This window comes from Scopulibacillus darangshiensis (genome assembly GCF_004341035.1).
In the GTDB taxonomy this organism is placed as follows: domain Bacteria; phylum Bacillota; class Bacilli; order Bacillales; family Sporolactobacillaceae; genus Scopulibacillus; species Scopulibacillus darangshiensis.
On sequence record NZ_SLXK01000031.1, the window covers coordinates 35,352 to 50,254 of the forward strand.

Annotated in this window: 15 protein-coding genes; 1 reads left to right on the plus strand and 14 read right to left on the minus strand. The window is 41.9% G+C overall.

Annotated features, from left to right (window positions below):
• Positions 1 to 123: 123 nt before the first annotated feature.
• The 7 genes from EV207_RS17080 to EV207_RS17110 all read right to left on the minus strand — a co-directional run bounded on the left by EV207_RS17080 (position 124) and on the right by EV207_RS17110 (position 7,452).
• Positions 124 to 1,092, minus strand: a complete 969-nt coding sequence (locus tag EV207_RS17080; RefSeq protein ID WP_132747362.1) for a sugar phosphate isomerase/epimerase family protein — start codon at positions 1,090 to 1,092, stop codon at positions 124 to 126.
• Between the two features lie 3 nt (positions 1,093 to 1,095).
• A complete protein-coding gene (locus EV207_RS17085; RefSeq protein WP_132747363.1) occupies positions 1,096 to 2,154 on the minus strand; it encodes a Gfo/Idh/MocA family protein in 1,059 nt (352 codons plus the stop codon).
• Positions 2,155 to 2,182: 28 nt separating this feature from the next.
• Complete coding sequence (locus tag EV207_RS17090) at positions 2,183 to 2,893, minus strand: ThuA domain-containing protein (RefSeq protein ID WP_132747364.1); 711 nt, start codon at positions 2,891 to 2,893, stop codon at positions 2,183 to 2,185.
• A gap of 15 nt (positions 2,894 to 2,908) precedes the next feature.
• The gene (locus EV207_RS17095; RefSeq protein WP_132747365.1) at positions 2,909 to 3,736 is read right to left on the minus strand and encodes a carbohydrate ABC transporter permease; all 828 of its coding nucleotides are present in this window, start codon (positions 3,734 to 3,736) and stop codon (positions 2,909 to 2,911) included.
• Between the two features lie 12 nt (positions 3,737 to 3,748).
• Complete coding sequence (locus EV207_RS17100) at positions 3,749 to 5,062, minus strand: ABC transporter permease subunit (RefSeq protein WP_132747366.1); 1,314 nt, start codon at positions 5,060 to 5,062, stop codon at positions 3,749 to 3,751.
• A 39-nt stretch (positions 5,063 to 5,101) separates the two neighbouring features.
• Positions 5,102 to 6,394: an ABC transporter substrate-binding protein gene (locus EV207_RS17105; protein ID WP_132747367.1), complete on the minus strand. Its 1,293-nt coding sequence runs from the start codon at positions 6,392 to 6,394 to the stop codon at positions 5,102 to 5,104.
• Between the two features lie 65 nt (positions 6,395 to 6,459).
• The gene (locus EV207_RS17110) at positions 6,460 to 7,452 is read right to left on the minus strand and encodes a LacI family DNA-binding transcriptional regulator (RefSeq protein WP_132747368.1); all 993 of its coding nucleotides are present in this window, start codon (positions 7,450 to 7,452) and stop codon (positions 6,460 to 6,462) included.
• A 283-nt stretch (positions 7,453 to 7,735) separates the two neighbouring features.
• Between EV207_RS17110 and EV207_RS17115 the strand changes: the two genes are divergently transcribed.
• Positions 7,736 to 8,338: a pyridoxamine 5'-phosphate oxidase family protein gene (locus EV207_RS17115; RefSeq protein ID WP_424511380.1), complete on the plus strand. Its 603-nt coding sequence runs from the start codon at positions 7,736 to 7,738 to the stop codon at positions 8,336 to 8,338.
• Between the two features lie 6 nt (positions 8,339 to 8,344).
• On the opposite strand, the gene EV207_RS17120 is transcribed toward EV207_RS17115, so the two are convergent.
• The 7 genes from EV207_RS17120 to EV207_RS17150 all read right to left on the minus strand — a co-directional run bounded on the left by EV207_RS17120 (position 8,345) and on the right by EV207_RS17150 (position 14,726).
• Entirely contained in the window at positions 8,345 to 8,554 is a 210-nt protein-coding gene (locus EV207_RS17120) for a hypothetical protein (protein WP_165886990.1), read from the minus strand.
• A 52-nt stretch (positions 8,555 to 8,606) separates the two neighbouring features.
• The gene (locus tag EV207_RS17125; protein ID WP_132747371.1) at positions 8,607 to 8,822 is read right to left on the minus strand and encodes a hypothetical protein; all 216 of its coding nucleotides are present in this window, start codon (positions 8,820 to 8,822) and stop codon (positions 8,607 to 8,609) included.
• A 215-nt stretch (positions 8,823 to 9,037) separates the two neighbouring features.
• Positions 9,038 to 10,558 carry a tripartite tricarboxylate transporter permease gene (locus tag EV207_RS17130; RefSeq protein ID WP_132747372.1) on the minus strand — a complete coding sequence of 507 codons (1,521 nt, stop codon included), beginning with the start codon at positions 10,556 to 10,558 and terminating at the stop codon, positions 9,038 to 9,040.
• Between the two features lie 15 nt (positions 10,559 to 10,573).
• Positions 10,574 to 11,029, minus strand: a complete 456-nt coding sequence (locus EV207_RS17135; protein WP_132747373.1) for a tripartite tricarboxylate transporter TctB family protein — start codon at positions 11,027 to 11,029, stop codon at positions 10,574 to 10,576.
• A 79-nt stretch (positions 11,030 to 11,108) separates the two neighbouring features.
• A complete protein-coding gene (locus EV207_RS17140; protein ID WP_132747374.1) occupies positions 11,109 to 12,098 on the minus strand; it encodes a tripartite tricarboxylate transporter substrate binding protein in 990 nt (329 codons plus the stop codon).
• 341 nt (positions 12,099 to 12,439) lie between these two features.
• On the minus strand, positions 12,440 to 13,123 hold the full coding sequence (locus EV207_RS17145) for a response regulator (protein WP_132747375.1): 684 nt from the start codon (positions 13,121 to 13,123) through the stop codon (positions 12,440 to 12,442).
• The gene (locus EV207_RS17150) at positions 13,110 to 14,726 is read right to left on the minus strand and encodes an ATP-binding protein (RefSeq protein WP_132747376.1); all 1,617 of its coding nucleotides are present in this window, start codon (positions 14,724 to 14,726) and stop codon (positions 13,110 to 13,112) included. Before EV207_RS17150 ends, EV207_RS17145 begins: the two co-directional genes overlap by 14 nt.
• Positions 14,727 to 14,903: the final 177 nt, after the last annotated feature.

Genomic DNA, 14,903 nt, shown 5'->3' on the forward strand with positions numbered 1-14,903 from the left:
AGTATCAGTTTGACAAAGAAATACTGAATCTGTCAATGATCACCGCAGCTATTCTCATGAATTTGGGTCTTCATCACACCGATGAAGACCCTGCGTTTCCCTTATGCACTTTTTACCCTTAAGTTAAGCCCACCACATATCTGCCGGCTTATCCTTAATTAAGACTGATTGCAGATTGGTCACGGCCCGCTTAAAGCCTTCTTCTACTGACATGAGCGGGTCTTCGTGCTCAATGCTGACAACGTAGTCATAACCGTAAGTACGAAGTGCACTCATCATGTCTGACCATTCCTGAATGCCGTGTCCGCAGCCGACGGATCGGAATGTCCAAGCCCGCGTCTGCACATTTCCGTAAGGCTGCATATCGGTTAAGCCGTACATGTTGACATTGTCCTGGTCAATGAATGTGTCCTTGGCATGGAAATGGTGAATCGCCTCGGCTTTACCCAAAATTTTAATTGCACCCACCGGGTCGATGCCTTGCCACCATAAGTGACTCGGATCTAGATTAGCGCCAATTGAAGGACATGTTTCCTCTCTTAATTTCAATAATGTATAAGGTGTGTGGACAAGGAATCCGCCATGCAGTTCAAGACCGACTTTGATCCCACGGTCCTCGGCAAATTGACCAGCATCTTTCCAATAAGGAATGAGCTTTTCTTCCCATTGCCACTTAAGAACATCACTATACTCAGTCGGCCAAGGCGACACAGGCCAGTTCGGATATTTTGCACCCTCGTGGTCACCCGCCGTCCCTGAAAAACAGTTGACAACCGGCACATCCAGCATTTCGGCGAGCCGGACTGTTTTAATAAAAGTGTCATGTGACTCATTTGCATAGGCTTTGTCTGGGATAATCGGATTGGCATGGCAACTGAAGGCACTGATAGACAGCCCCCGAGAATGAATAGCCTCCATATAGGCTTTTCTTTTGTCCTCGCTCTCAAGCAAAGCATCCAGATCACAATGGGCATTGCCCGGGTTGCCGCCGGTCCCAATTTCAACAGCATCAAGCCCTGCCGCTTTTACATAATCAAGCATGTCCTCAAAAGATTTCTCTGAAAATAGCACAGTAAATACACCTAGTTTCATAGATTACACTCCTTTTTTATTTTTAAAATATGACGTTTCCACTTTCACAACTTGTTTCGCCCTATTCGACTCAAGCGCCGCCAAAATTATATCAAGTGATTTCATGCCCTCTTCACCTGATACCGGCGACGGCGCATCATTAAGGACGCAAGTTACGAAGTGATCAATGACATGAGAGCCTGTTTGTCCGCCCTCATCATTAGATTGAATTTGACCTAGTTCATAATTCACTCTCTCACCTGACTCGTATTGCACAACCAATGAATATTTCGGATCATCCTCTAATCTCATGATCGCCTTCTCCCCATATATAATGGTAGAGTTATCTTCAACAGGCACATAGGACCAACTTGCCGTTAGCGTTCCAATGATGCCGCTTTCCGTTTTTAAGACACAGACGGCATTATCATCCACATCCGTATTTTCCTTGGCCTTCGTCTCAACAAGTGCTGCAACCTCGACAACCTCTTCACCAAGCAAATATCGAATCAGATCTGATTTGTGAACACCCAGATCACCCATGGCGCCAATAAAGGCTTGATCTTTCTTGAAAAACCAGCTGTCTTTACCATCAATGCTCCATGATTCCGGACCGCCGTGGCCAAAGGTCGTACGGAAACTGTAGATTTTCCCAATCTCACCGCTCTCAATTATTGCTTTCGCTTTTTGGTGTGATGGTACAAACCGTTGATTATGCCCAATCATTAACCTTTTATTGTTTCTCTCCGCAGCCTCAATCATCGACAGTGCTTCTGTCCTTGACGTTGCCATCGGTTTTTCACAAAGGACATGCTTTCCGGCGTTAAGCGCATCAACAGTGATTGGTGCATGCAGGTAGTTTGGTGTACAAACGCTGACCGCCCCAATCGTCTGATCCTCCAATAAATCATGATAATCAGTATAGGCTTTGGCTCCATATTTGACTGCCAGTTCCTCCGCTCGGTCTCCAATAATGTCACAGACACCAGTAATCTCAACGTGCTTATTTGCCTCATATTCCGGTAAGTGGCGGTGTCTTGCAATACTTCCGCAGCCAATCACCGCAACCCTTAATTTTGTCATCGTCCTCAACTCCATCATTGAAATGTGATTAAATTTGTTCCAGCGGATTCGCATTCCCATATATCGGCTTCGGCCCTTTCACCGGTTCTGCCCAATGAACGGCATTGACAAGAACTTTCTGCACGTCTTCGTTATAATACGTCGGATATGTTTCATGGCCCGGTCTGAAATAAAAAATTTTCCCCCGGCCCCGCTTATATGTGCAGCCGCTTCTGAAGACTTCCCCGCCGGCAAACCAGCTGACAAAGACAAGTTCATCAGGTGCCGGAATATCGAAATGCTCCCCATACATCTCCTCCTTTTCGAGATCGATATATTCTCCTAATCCTTCAGTGATCGGATGCGCCGGATCCACAACCCAAAGCCGCTCATTTTCACCCGCTTCCCGCCATTTAAGATCGCACGACGTCCCCATTAGCGTTTTGAAGATTTTCGAAAAGTGTCCTGAATGGAGAACGATCAATCCCATCCCATCAAGAACGCGGGCTTGGATTTTATCGACGATGTCATCTCTGACTTCCTCATGCGCGATGTGGCCCCACCAAACTAATACATCCGTTTTGCTTAAGACATCATCAGTTAAACCTTGATTGGGATCGTCCAATGTTGCGGTTGTCACGTCCAAACCGCCTTTTTCCAAAAAAGCAGCGATCGCGCCATGGATACCATTCGGATATACTTCCTTTACCCGAGGATTCTTCTTTTCATGCCGGTTTTCATTCCAGACTGTAATTTTCATTTCAATCACTCCTATTTATTCTTTAACGGATCCTGATGTTAAACCTGACACAATCCGTTTTTGGAAAACTAACACCATAATAACTAGCGGGATGGTAACGACAACCGTTGCAGCGCAAATTTCACCCCATGGAATCGTGTACTGTCCCTGAAACATGGCTATGCCGACTGGAACTGTTTTATAATTATCAGATGTATTGATCGTTAAGGCGAATAAAAATTCATTCCAAGCAGCAATAAAGGCTAAAATCGCTGTTGTAAAAAGGCCCGGGACAGCGAGTGGAAAAATGACCTTCCAATAGGTTTGCATATGTGTCGCCCCATCGATTTTCGCTGCTTCCTCGAGATCATGTGGAATCTTTCTAAAAAACACAACAAGAATCCAAATTGACAGCGGCAGTGTGATCGTTGTGTAAGGAATAATCAGACCTATGTAGCTGTTGGTCAGTCCTAAATTCTTCAAAATGATATAAATCGGTGATAATGTCGCAATTTGCGGAAACATGGATACGGATAAAACCAAACCCAAAATCACCGTCTTACCTCTGAATTGCATTCTGGCTATGGCATAAGCGCAAAAAGAGGCAATGAAAACTGTATAAATGGTTGTGATTGAAGAAACGACGAAGCTGTTCCATAAATACTTCAGAAAAGGATAATTCGTAAACACCGACACATAGTTTTTGAATGTCGGCTCATCACTGAACCAATCAAAGGCGTTATCGCCAAACAGGTCGGACGAAGGCTTTATCGAGCTTAAGAAGATCCAAATAAACGGGAACATCACGATGAAAACAAAGATCACCATAAAGACATAAAAGAGCGGTCCGGCTTTTTTCTCCATTTTTATCCCTCCCTACTTTTTCGAGCTTTCCGGCAGAAGATCAGAACCAAGCACCTTAACAAAGATCATTGAAATGAAGGCGACACAGATGAAGACTATCACTGATAACGCTGACCCGGCACCAAAATTCGTTTGGGAAAACATTACTTTATATGCAAGAATCGATATTGTCTCTGTTGAATTTGCCGGACCGCCTCCGGTCAATACATAGATCAGGTCAAAGACACGGAAAGCATCCAATGTTCTGAATAATAGAGCGACAAGAATGCTTAATTTCAACATCGGCAATGTGATGTTTGTAAACTGTTTCCACTTGCTGGCGCCATCGATCGATGCGGCTTCATAAAGTGATTTCGGAATCACTTGCAGACCGGCCAGGAGCAAAAGCGCAATATAAGGTGTTGTTTTCCACACATCTGACAAAATGACGGAAAACATCGCCCCAGCCTTTGATGACAGCAATGCACTCATATGATCGAGCAATCCGATTTCGGAAAAGAATTTTGCGACTACCCCATATTGACCATCATAGAGGAACTTCCACATCAAAGCTGAGACAGCGGTCGGTATTGCCCAGGGAATTAAGACGGTTGCTCTAATCAAGCCACGGCCAAAAAAAGCTTTATTTATGAGAAGAGCAATGGCAAGGCCAAGGACAAACTCGATAAAAACAGAGACAATCGTAAAGAAAACGGTGTTCCACAAGGATGACCACATCCGGCTGCTCTTTAATTCCTCAGCATAATGATGAAAGCCAATATAATTCGGTTCAAAAATCACACCTTTAAGTCCGTTTGCGAGACCGATTACGTCCTTTTCGTTCTTAAGTTCATTATCATTGCTAATTTGTTTTAATTGTTTGTTCACTTTTTCGATCGTGCTTTGAAAGGATTTCGCTGTCTTATCACTTATTTTGACAACACTTAATGATGTACTCGGCGATTCAAAATTTTGATGGATCTCTTTTACCTTTTGATAGTTTTCTTTGGCGTCCTTCCTGATATTTTGATCCAATCCTTGCAAGTTTTGCTTGATTTTTTTTAACCTGGATCGTTCGGTCCCATTTGCTGCTTTTACCTCTTCCGTTAAGTCATCGACAAGGAATGGATAATAGTAAAAATACTGTTCAAGATCAACGTTATAATTTAAATGAACATCCGCTTTTTGCGGATCATTTAATCGTAAATCAAACAAACTGAAGTAAAAGGACTGAAGAACAGGATAAATGGCAATCACCAAAATTAAAATTAACGCGGGCGCCACAAGTAAATAAGCTGTGCGTTTCTCACATTTGTCAATTTTTGGTTTATTGCTATCGGTTGCCATACATACACCTCAATTCCTAATCAAATGTTTAAAGCACTGTTATTTCAGAACAGCTTTAAGTTGTTTTTCCATATTCCTGACTGCTTGCTCGGCTGTTTCCTGTTTGGCAATGGCTTTGGAGACTTGAATTTGAATGATTTCAGATACCTCTTGATAGTTCGGAACGACCGGGCGCGGGACCGCCGCCTTAATTCCTTCAAGAAAACCCTTTTCCCCAAAGAACGGGTTTGCCGCAAGCACATCTTTTTCTTTATATAATGGCATGATCGCCGGGGCGTGGCTTCCCTTGATCGCATTAATTTTTTCTCCTTCAGGACCAGTTAGAAACTTCAGTAATTTCCATGCCGCCTTTTTATGTTCGGAATACTTATTCATCGCCACCATCCAGCCCCCGAGCGCTGATGCTCTGCCTTTATCACCCTCTGGCAAAGGTGCGACGGCGACATTCCCAGCAATTTTTGACTGTGTGTTATCATTGGCTACTGAATAGGCATATGGCCAATTTCGCATAAAAGGTGATTCTCCCTCAATAAAAGCTGTATGGGATTCCGTTTCCATAAAAGTTGTGATATTCCTTGGGACAAAGTCAGAATTCGCGATCTCAACCATTTTCTTCAGTCCCTTTATCGTACCCGGGCTATTTACGGCAACATCACCATTGTCATTGAGTATTTCACCTCCATAGGCATAGATGAATTCAACAGCGTTCGTCACTAATCCCTCATATTGTTTGGCTTGCATTAAATAGCCGTAATCCGTTCCTTTCTCACCTTTTAACTTTTTTGCTTTTGCAATCAGGTCATCCCATGTCTTAGGTGGCGCGTCTACCATATCGGTCCGATAGAATAATAGACCGACATCGATAAACAACGGTATCGCCCACTGCTTGCCATTAAATTGTCCGGCACTGATGGCGGCATTGTTATATTGACTGAGATCAACATGGCCTTTCTTAATGAAGCGGTCAAGCGGATAGACATAACCGGCTTGCGCGAGCTCGGCCGGCCAAACCGTATCGATATTGAAAACATCGATTTCCGATGACTTGGCATTGAGCATAGTCACGTATGCATCATGCTGCTTACCGGAATCTGCCGGCATTTGCCTATATTTAACATGGATATTGGGATATTTTTTTTCAAACGCATCGATCATCATTTTTGTTGCACCTGTGGTATCCTTTCCGGTCGCATACACAATGGTGATCTTACCGCCATTTGATTTTTCCGAAGAACCTCCTTGCGATCCCACGCTTAAACTGCATGATGCAAGAATCAACACCATTGACAAAGCACCGCATGTTAATAATCCTCTTATCTTCGTTACTTTCATCTGACACATCCTTTCTGAAATCGTTTTCACATCCAAGGGTACTGACCCTTCATTTCTTCCCTCCTTTATCTTGTTGATTCCCTTACGACTAAGTGAAATGGCAGCTGAATAAATTGGTGTTCCAGCTTCTTCTTGCTAACCAATATATCAATCATGACATCCATAGCTTTGATTCCGATCTTTCGCACCGGCTGATGGATTGTAGTAATGCCTGGCTCAACTAATTCTGCGATCGGCTGATCATCAAATCCAAGGACGCCTAAATCATTTGGGACGGTTATGCCATGACGCTTTGCTTCTGTAATTAATCCTGCAGCGACTTCATCACTGCCGGTAAAAATCGCATCAGGCCGATTATCCATGGAGGCAATCTCCCGTAAAATTTGTTTTCCATCATCAATTGTCAATGCATCTTTAAATAACCATTGATCCGAAACATTTAATCCAGCCTCTTTAACCGCAGCCATAAAGCCCGCCCTGCGATCACGGCTTAAACACGTTGCTTTGGATCCCCCGCAATAAGAAAGCCTTTTATAGCCTCTATCAATAAGGTGCTTCGTGCCAATATAAGACCCCTTATACTGATCAAGACAGACAATTGGGACGGGAGCTGTTTCGGCAAAATCGTTGCAAAAAATGATCGGACCATACTTTAGAAATCCTTCGACAATTGACCATTCATTTTCGATCGAAGCAAAAATGACAGCATCGATCTGTTTTGTCTTCAGCAGGTTTAAATACTTGAGTTCTTTTTCTTTATCATTGTTGGTTTGACAAATAAGCAATTTGTAGTTATTTCTATCCGCAATGATGTCCATGCTTTCAACAAGCTGACTAAAAAAAGGATTGGCGATCCGCTGAATGAGTACGGCTATCGTTTCCGTCTTCTGTCTCCTAAGCCTCTGCGCGTTCGAGTTTGGCACATAGCCCAATTCCTTCATTGCTTTAGCCACTATATCTTTTTTTTCTTGTGATACATACGGGTGGTTATTGATTACCCGTGATATCGTTGCCGGGGACAATCCTGCTAATTTAGCAACATCTTCAATAGTAGGCATAGTGCAGATCCTCCAAAAAAGTGTGAAATCGATTTCAGTCGTGGTGAAATAAAAAAACGATGGTACTGCAATCGTTTTCATAACTTATTGTATGCAAAGTATGGTAACTTTTCAAGTCATATTTTGAAAAATGTCATTATTACATTATTTCGCGCGGCCCCATTTACTTATTACAATATGATGGCGATCGAGCATTTTTCTTTAAAATATGCGTGTAAATCCCTTTTGTTATAAGGATTATTGGCATTATAATTGTCTTAGGTTTAGATGTGGAGTGATAACGTTGAATTATAATAGCGGAGAGCGATATCTCCAGAAAAAATACGGAACTGAAAAACAAGCCTTGGCCTTTTATCAAAACCAAATGCTTTCTTATCTAAACAGCCTTATGATTGATTTTATAGCTGAACAAGATATGGTGTTCATATCAACAGCGAATAAAACTGGTGAGTGTGACGCATCATTCAAATCCGGCACAAAAGGGTTTGTAAGGGTGCTTGATCAAACAACCCTCGCCTATCCCGAATATCGCGGCAACGGTGTGATGGCGAGCTTAGGTAATATCTATGAAAATCCCCATATTGGACTCATGTTCGTCGATTTCTTTCAACACCAAGTGGGCCTTCATGTGAACGGGACCGCGGACATCATTGAAAATGACCGTTTTTTCCAGGATATTCTCCAAGACCAAACACTCAAAAACACGATATATAATTCAGAGGGCACCAAGGCAGAGAGATGGGTTCTAATCTCTCTAAATGAAGCCTATATTCATTGCTCAAAGCATATTCCTGTTTTGAAGAGAACAAAACATAATGGTTTAACTGAAACCGGGAAACAAAAAACCACGGGTGACTTTTTTCAAACAAGAAAGAATAAAAGTTAACCTTTGTCAGCCATCAATTAGACTTATCTGTAAATCATCATCGTTCGGGAGCTGGCCATACACTTTTTCGTATGTCTCAATGTATTCGCGGCATGCCGCCTCCCGCTCCTTTATATACGGTGCTAAATCAATAATTAACGGATTGCATTGTGCAGAATAAAGTTTACCTGATGCGACATATAAAGCATATCGTTTTTCCTTAATTAGTGAATCCATTTTCTCTCCCTTTCCTAATGCCAAAATAAAGACATCTTATGGCATATGGTTATCATAGCTTTGAAAGACTTATAATGACAATGATGGTTATGGCGACAGCCAATAAACAATTGGTCAAAAAAAGTTTCCGTGACAGCTTTTTGTTCATTTCAATCAATTTATCAACCTCTTCATGAGGCCAGTTTGATTGGGTGTTCCGCATCCAATCAGTGTCTTCGCCCAGGTCTTTTTCCCCTGTATGATGCGCCTGATCTTTATTATCCAGCAAAGCGCCTCGCCCCCCTCCGCGAGACTTGTGCCTCCCGCAATATAAATTATATTTCGTCACCCATAATTTTAGCAGTGTAATATTTTGATCAAGTAAAATTCATGTAAATTTCCCATCGCTATTTTCCAAATAGCAGATTTGCAACTATCAAAAAAAAAACAGCCATTCCATACATAGGAAAGGCTGTATCTAAAGCATATTGAAATAAAGGCCTGTTACATACTCTCATTCGCAGGGTCTGCGGATTTTTTTCGTTTTTTGAACCATTGAATGATAAATGGATAGGTCAGTGAGAGCAGCGTTAAAACAATAAGGGTAATACTAATCCCCGAGTGGAAGAAAACCCCTAAATCGCCATTTGATGATACTAAGCTTTTTCGGAAGTTTTGTTCCATATCGCCCCCGACGATTAATGCTAAAATTAACGGCGCAATAGGGAATTTTAAAAGTTTCATAACCAAACCGATAATTCCGAAGATCATAAGAAGATAAAAATCAACAATACTGTAATTCATTGTGTAAGTCCCGACAAATGCCAGAACCAAAATAATTGGGTAAAGAACTTTTGGAGGTGTGTCAAGTATTTTTACGAGTAGACCGACTAACAAGATATTTATGATAACCAAGAAAATATTGCCGATAAACATGCTGTCAATCAAGCTCCATACCATATCAGGACTGTCTTTAAATAATAGCGGCCCGGGTCTTAAACCAATCATGACAAGCGCACCAAGCATGACTGCTGTTGTTCCGGAACCAGGTATTCCCATCGTCAAAAGCGGAATCATCGCCCCGACAGAAGCCGCATTGTTTGATGATTCGGGTGCCGCCAGTCCTTCAATCGCGCCTTTGCCAAATTCATCGGGACGCTTCGATATTTGCTTTTCTGTTGTGTAACTCAGCATTGATGCAATCGATCCGCCCGCTCCTGGTAAACAACCTATCACAAATCCTATTGGACCGCTTCTCAATATAGGGCCTAGTGAGCGTTTCCATTGTTCTTTCGTGATCCATATTTTACCAACACCCTTTTTGCCTTTCGATGACAGTTTGTCAATCCCAATCAGATTATATAAGACTTCACCAACAGCGTAGATGCCGATAATAACTACGAGAAAATCGATGCCGTCGCTTAATTGAGAAATGCCGAATGTGAAGCGATAAACGCCTGTTTGCTGATCGATACCTACCGTACTCAGCAATAATCCGACCGCCATTGAAATAAAGCCTTTAACCATCGCCCCTTTAGATAATGAAACAATGGCAGATAAGGTAAATAAAAATAATAAAAAATACTCGGCAGGGCCAAATTTTAATGCGAATTTGGCCAAAGGTCCTGCAAGTAGAATGAACCCTACTACTGCGATTAACCCTCCGATAAGCGAAGCAATCGCTGACATGGCCAGCGCCTGTCCTGCCTGCCCCTTCTTGGCCATAGGATAACCGTCAAAAGTTGCCGCAATCGCCGAACCATCCCCTGGTGTATTCAATAATATCGAACTTCTTGAACCGCCGTACATCGCACCATAATAAATGGCTGCCATTAAAATCAATGCGGAAATAGGGTCCATGCCAAATGTAATCGGTATGAGAACGGCAACCGCCGTTGCGGGACCTAATCCCGGCAGCATGCCAACGATGGTGCCAAGAAATCCGCCTATGACAACGAATAATAGATTAATTGGCATCAGTGCAGTATGAAAACCTTGAATCATGTCGCTAATGTTATATCCCATAGTACCCCTCCTTCATTACGGTAAACCGATGCCTAGCAGCTGTGAAAAACCATACCACAAGACAAATGAAAATAGCACAGCTACCGCTATATTTGTCACCCATTTCTTCCATCCGCGAAACCCGTTGATTACAAATAGCAACAGTCCCAAAAAAATAATGGTAGAAACAAGAAATCCTAATTTTTCAAACGTCAATGTGTATAAGATGCTTAAAATAAGAGCTGCAATAATTAATTTAGGCGTCCGTCCTGCAAACAACTTCTTTAAAATTCCTTTTTCTTGATGCCTTACCTTTAGTTCTTGTATAAAATAAATGACACCCATGACAAATAAAAAACCGCTCAGAATCAGTGGATAGTACATAGGACCATTCGGGTCTCCCAGCGGTGCTTTCGGCAATAGGACTGAAGCAATAAACCAAGATAAACCGATGAAACTAACAAAAGCAGGCACCAGCATTCTTAAAATCATCCTGTTACTTCCTTTCCGTGAGTAAAATAAGGGCACCGGGATGAATTGGACCGATGCCCGTCATTGGTTTTCAACTCATTTATTTTTTGGCAAGGCCAGCTTCATCAATCAGGTCCTTGTACATTTTGTTTTGCTCTTTTAAAAATTTCTTGGTTTCTTTACTATTTTTATAGTAAGGTTCCCAATCATTATTTTTCATGATTTTCTTCCAATCATCCGATTTCACCATTTTACTCAGCTTTTTATCCCAATAAGCAATTTGCTCTTTTGTCATATCAGGCGGTCCCATTACCCCGCGCCAGTGAGGAAACTCCATGTCAACACCTTGCTCTTTCCATGTTGGCACATCATCTAATCCCTTAATTCGTTTATTAGAAGTCACCGCAAGAATTCTGAATTTGCCGGCCTTGTACTGTTCCTTTGCTTCTGAAACCGACATTGTTGCCACATCAACATGCTTACCTAATAAAGCAGTTACAGTGTCACCGCCGCTGCCGTAAACCAAAAAGTTTAATTTCGTTGCATCTACGCCATACGTTTTAGCCGCTTGGACAAAGGAAAGATGATCGTCATTTCCGAGGGATGGCGCAACGGCAACTTTTAATGATTTAGGATTAACTTTCAATTTTTTCATTAAATCTTTGGCGCTTTTGATCGGTGAATCCTTAGGAACAACAACAGCCTCCCATTCAGTTGTGAGGATAGCGAGCGGCGTGAAATCCTTATAAGTTAAGTCGCTAGAACCAAGAAGGTTGTTTGTCAACACAAGACTTGAGTTAATCGCTAAATGGTTCGGTTTTTGATTTTTGAGGTACTTCCACCCGACTTCACCTCCGCCACCCGGTTTATTAACGACGTTGATATTGTTTGTAATTAAATCATTATCTTTAAATACCTTTTGCATAGCCCGCGCTGTGGCATCCCAGCCGCCGCCTGGTGTTGCAGGTGCAATAATCTGCAGATTTCCTTTAGGGTATTGCTTTTCTCCCTCTCCTGATGACTGTGAAGAACAGGCTGATAGTCCCAAAGTTAAAATAAGTCCAAAAATTAAAAGCATGCTTTTTTTCATATTTACATCCCCTTTCTTTGTTAAGTAAAAGTGTAATTTACCATGGTGCTTTTGTAACCGTTTTCAACATAAAGGTCTTTAAGATTATTTTGGCTGTTTTGTTCATTTTGTTCACGGGCATAAAAAAGGCAAAACCACCATTTGTGATTTTGCCCGATATTATCTTTATTTTGTTTAGAAAGAAATGATTCCCAAAATAACAGCCACAACAATCATTGCTAATGCCGATCCGCAGGCCCACTTTAAAAATTTCCTTTGCTAATAATGGCTGTAATAATCGCAAAATGCGGTCCCAGTGCGTCGGGTATATAGGCCTTGGAAAACTTGTTTTTTTAATTTTGTTAAAGGCCATAGTATTTTCTTTCAGGGCGGCCGACAATGCCGTATTCAACTTCAGCTTTGCAGCGCTCAATAGAAATCAGATATTCCAAATAACGTCTGGCTGTCGTTCTGGAAGCTCCCATTCTTTGACCAACCATTTCTGCGCTCAAACCCCCGTTACTCTTCTTCAGAACAGCCAATACTTTTTGTAAAGTAATCTCATCTATACCCTTGGGCAGTTCGCTGTGAGCGGGGGGGCTTACTTGATGTAGTTTTCCGAATAGGCGATCAACGAATTCCTGATTAATCTCCTCTTGAGTTTGGAAGAGCACCCTTGTTTCGATATATTGATGAATCATTTCCGTGAAACGTTCCATCGTCACGGGTTTGATTAAATAATTTTGCACGCCATAACGGATCGCCATATCAAGAAAAGCTTTATCCGTTGCGGCGGTAATCATAACCACATCAACTTGTGGAAAATCCCTCCGTACTGATGACAAAATCTCTGTTCCAAGTCGGTCCGGCATGTATATATCAAGCAGCAACAGATCGATTTCTTGTGATTGCAATAAGGCAAAAGTCTGTTCGGCATTTAAAGCCCGTCCGGCCACTTCCACATCGGGTATTTTTTTGAGAAACTTTTCGTGAATCAGAGCGACCCGAAAGTCATCTTCGGCAATCGCCACTTTAATGGTTTCCATTTGCTCGATCTCCCCCTTTTAGGACTTTTGGAAGGTAAACAGTAAACACAGCGCCTTCACCAGCCTCACTTTGGACTTCAATAAGCCCCTTAAGCTCATTTACAGCCTCAAATGTGTTCGCAAGACCATACCCTCTTGGTTCTTTCCCTTCCTTCCGTGTAAAGCCCCTTTCAAAAAGCTGGTGCCTATCCTCTTCAGAGATGCCAACACCATTGTCATTTATCTCAAATATAATGTCCGCACCAATGTCTGTCGCAAAAAAACTTACTTCTGGATGTTCACACTTTGAAACTGCCTCAAAGGCATTGTCTAAAAGGTTGCCGATGATAATGATCAAATGTGATAAGCGGATATGTGCCGGTAAAGAACAGAGCGTTGTGTTAGCATCAATATTAAAAGCAACTTTTTTTTCCGATGCTTTGCCTAACTTTCCTAATAATATGGCTTGTACTTTTGCATCACCAATTTGGTCAAAGAGAATGCGATTCTGAAATTCAAATGCGGTGGTTTCATTTTGAATCATTTCGATCGCCTGATCGTATTCCCCTAGCTGCAGCAAGCCTGATAAAACATATAATTTGTTTGTAAATTCATGGGTTTGTGCCCGGAGATCTTCAGAATACCTTTTGACTTCTGAAAGAGTATTAATCATTTGTTCAACTTCTGTTTTATCACGAAAGGAAGCGACAACACCTGCCACACCTTCTTTGTCAAAAATCGGGGTCCGGTTCACGATGACAGTTCTATTTTCCAACTGGAGCTCTTTGTCCACTTGAGGCTTTCCTGTCTTTATGACCTCATAAAGGTGTGTTTGCGGCAGGAGATCGTCTATTTTAAGATAATGAAAATCCCCTCTAAAGTTTAAGAGTTTTCTTGCTGTCTGATTCAACATTGTAATGGTGCCGGTTTTGTCAACCGACAGAATCCCCTCTTTTACAGATTGCAGCACAGCCTCCCTTTCCTTATAGAGGGAAGCAATTTGGTATGGCTCAAGCCCCATCGTATCTTTGCGAATGTTGCGTGCCAACAAAACACTGCCAAAGACGGCAAAGCTAAGGACAAGAACAGCAACAAGTGTCACATTAATCACATTATTAACGATCTGATGTTTGATATCTTCTAAGAGGAAACCAACCGAAACAATGCCGATGATCTCGCCTTTCTTATTGTAAATAGGAGACTTCCCTCTTAAGGAAGGGCCAAGTGACCCTATAGCCTTTGATGTGTAATATTCACCCAACTTTAGTGCGCGGTAATTATCCCCGCCCTTCATGTGTTTGCCGATCCTGGCAGGAATAGGGTGTGAGTATCTAATGCCATCTTTATTGCCGACAACAATAAATTCAGCCCCTGTTTCTCTTCTAATCTTGTCAACAATCGGCTGGATTTTTATCGCTGGGTCGTCTAATTCGAAAGCCGAGATGACAGAGGGCATGAATGAAACGGTTTTGGATACTTCCAGTGCCAGCCTGCCTTTTTGTCTCTCAATTTGTCCTGCTTCGATGTATGTGAAAATCACGGTTAATAGAACGATAATAAAAAGGACAAGGGATAGCACAAGGCCAAGAATTTTTGTTTGCAGCGACACCTTTAGCCATTTCACTCTTATCCCTCCCCTCTTGTTGCCGCCAAAAAATGCTCTTTTAATATCTTAATTCTTTTTAATCATGAATCTCAAGTTTTTGATTAAGAAAAACCGGGCAAAAACCGCCCGGTCCTTTTTTGGTTAGAGAATATCCGATAGTTTATATTCCTGACCATGTACTCCTTTATAATACTC

Excerpts from the sequence above, each read along its gene's own strand:
- EV207_RS17130 (WP_132747372.1), bottom strand. The coding sequence starts at position 10,558 with ATGGGATATAACATTAGCGACATGATTCAAGGTTTTCATACTGCACTG.
- EV207_RS17105 (WP_132747367.1), bottom strand. The coding sequence starts at position 6,394 with ATGAAAGTAACGAAGATAAGAGGATTATTAACATGCGGTGCTTTGTCA.
- EV207_RS17085 (WP_132747363.1), bottom strand. The coding sequence starts at position 2,154 with ATGACAAAATTAAGGGTTGCGGTGATTGGCTGCGGAAGTATTGCAAGA.
- EV207_RS17095 (WP_132747365.1), bottom strand. The coding sequence starts at position 3,736 with ATGGAGAAAAAAGCCGGACCGCTCTTTTATGTCTTTATGGTGATCTTT.
- EV207_RS17145 (WP_132747375.1), bottom strand. The coding sequence starts at position 13,123 with ATGGAAACCATTAAAGTGGCGATTGCCGAAGATGACTTTCGGGTCGCT.
- EV207_RS17100 (WP_132747366.1), bottom strand. The coding sequence starts at position 5,062 with ATGGCAACCGATAGCAATAAACCAAAAATTGACAAATGTGAGAAACGC.
- EV207_RS17080 (WP_132747362.1), bottom strand. The coding sequence starts at position 1,092 with ATGAAACTAGGTGTATTTACTGTGCTATTTTCAGAGAAATCTTTTGAG.
- EV207_RS17090 (WP_132747364.1), bottom strand. The coding sequence starts at position 2,893 with ATGAAAATTACAGTCTGGAATGAAAACCGGCATGAAAAGAAGAATCCT.
- EV207_RS17110 (WP_132747368.1), bottom strand. The coding sequence starts at position 7,452 with ATGCCTACTATTGAAGATGTTGCTAAATTAGCAGGATTGTCCCCGGCA.
- EV207_RS17140 (WP_132747374.1), bottom strand. The coding sequence starts at position 12,098 with ATGAAAAAAAGCATGCTTTTAATTTTTGGACTTATTTTAACTTTGGGA.
- EV207_RS17120 (WP_165886990.1), bottom strand. The coding sequence starts at position 8,554 with ATGGATTCACTAATTAAGGAAAAACGATATGCTTTATATGTCGCATCA.
- EV207_RS17135 (WP_132747373.1), bottom strand. The coding sequence starts at position 11,029 with ATGATTTTAAGAATGCTGGTGCCTGCTTTTGTTAGTTTCATCGGTTTA.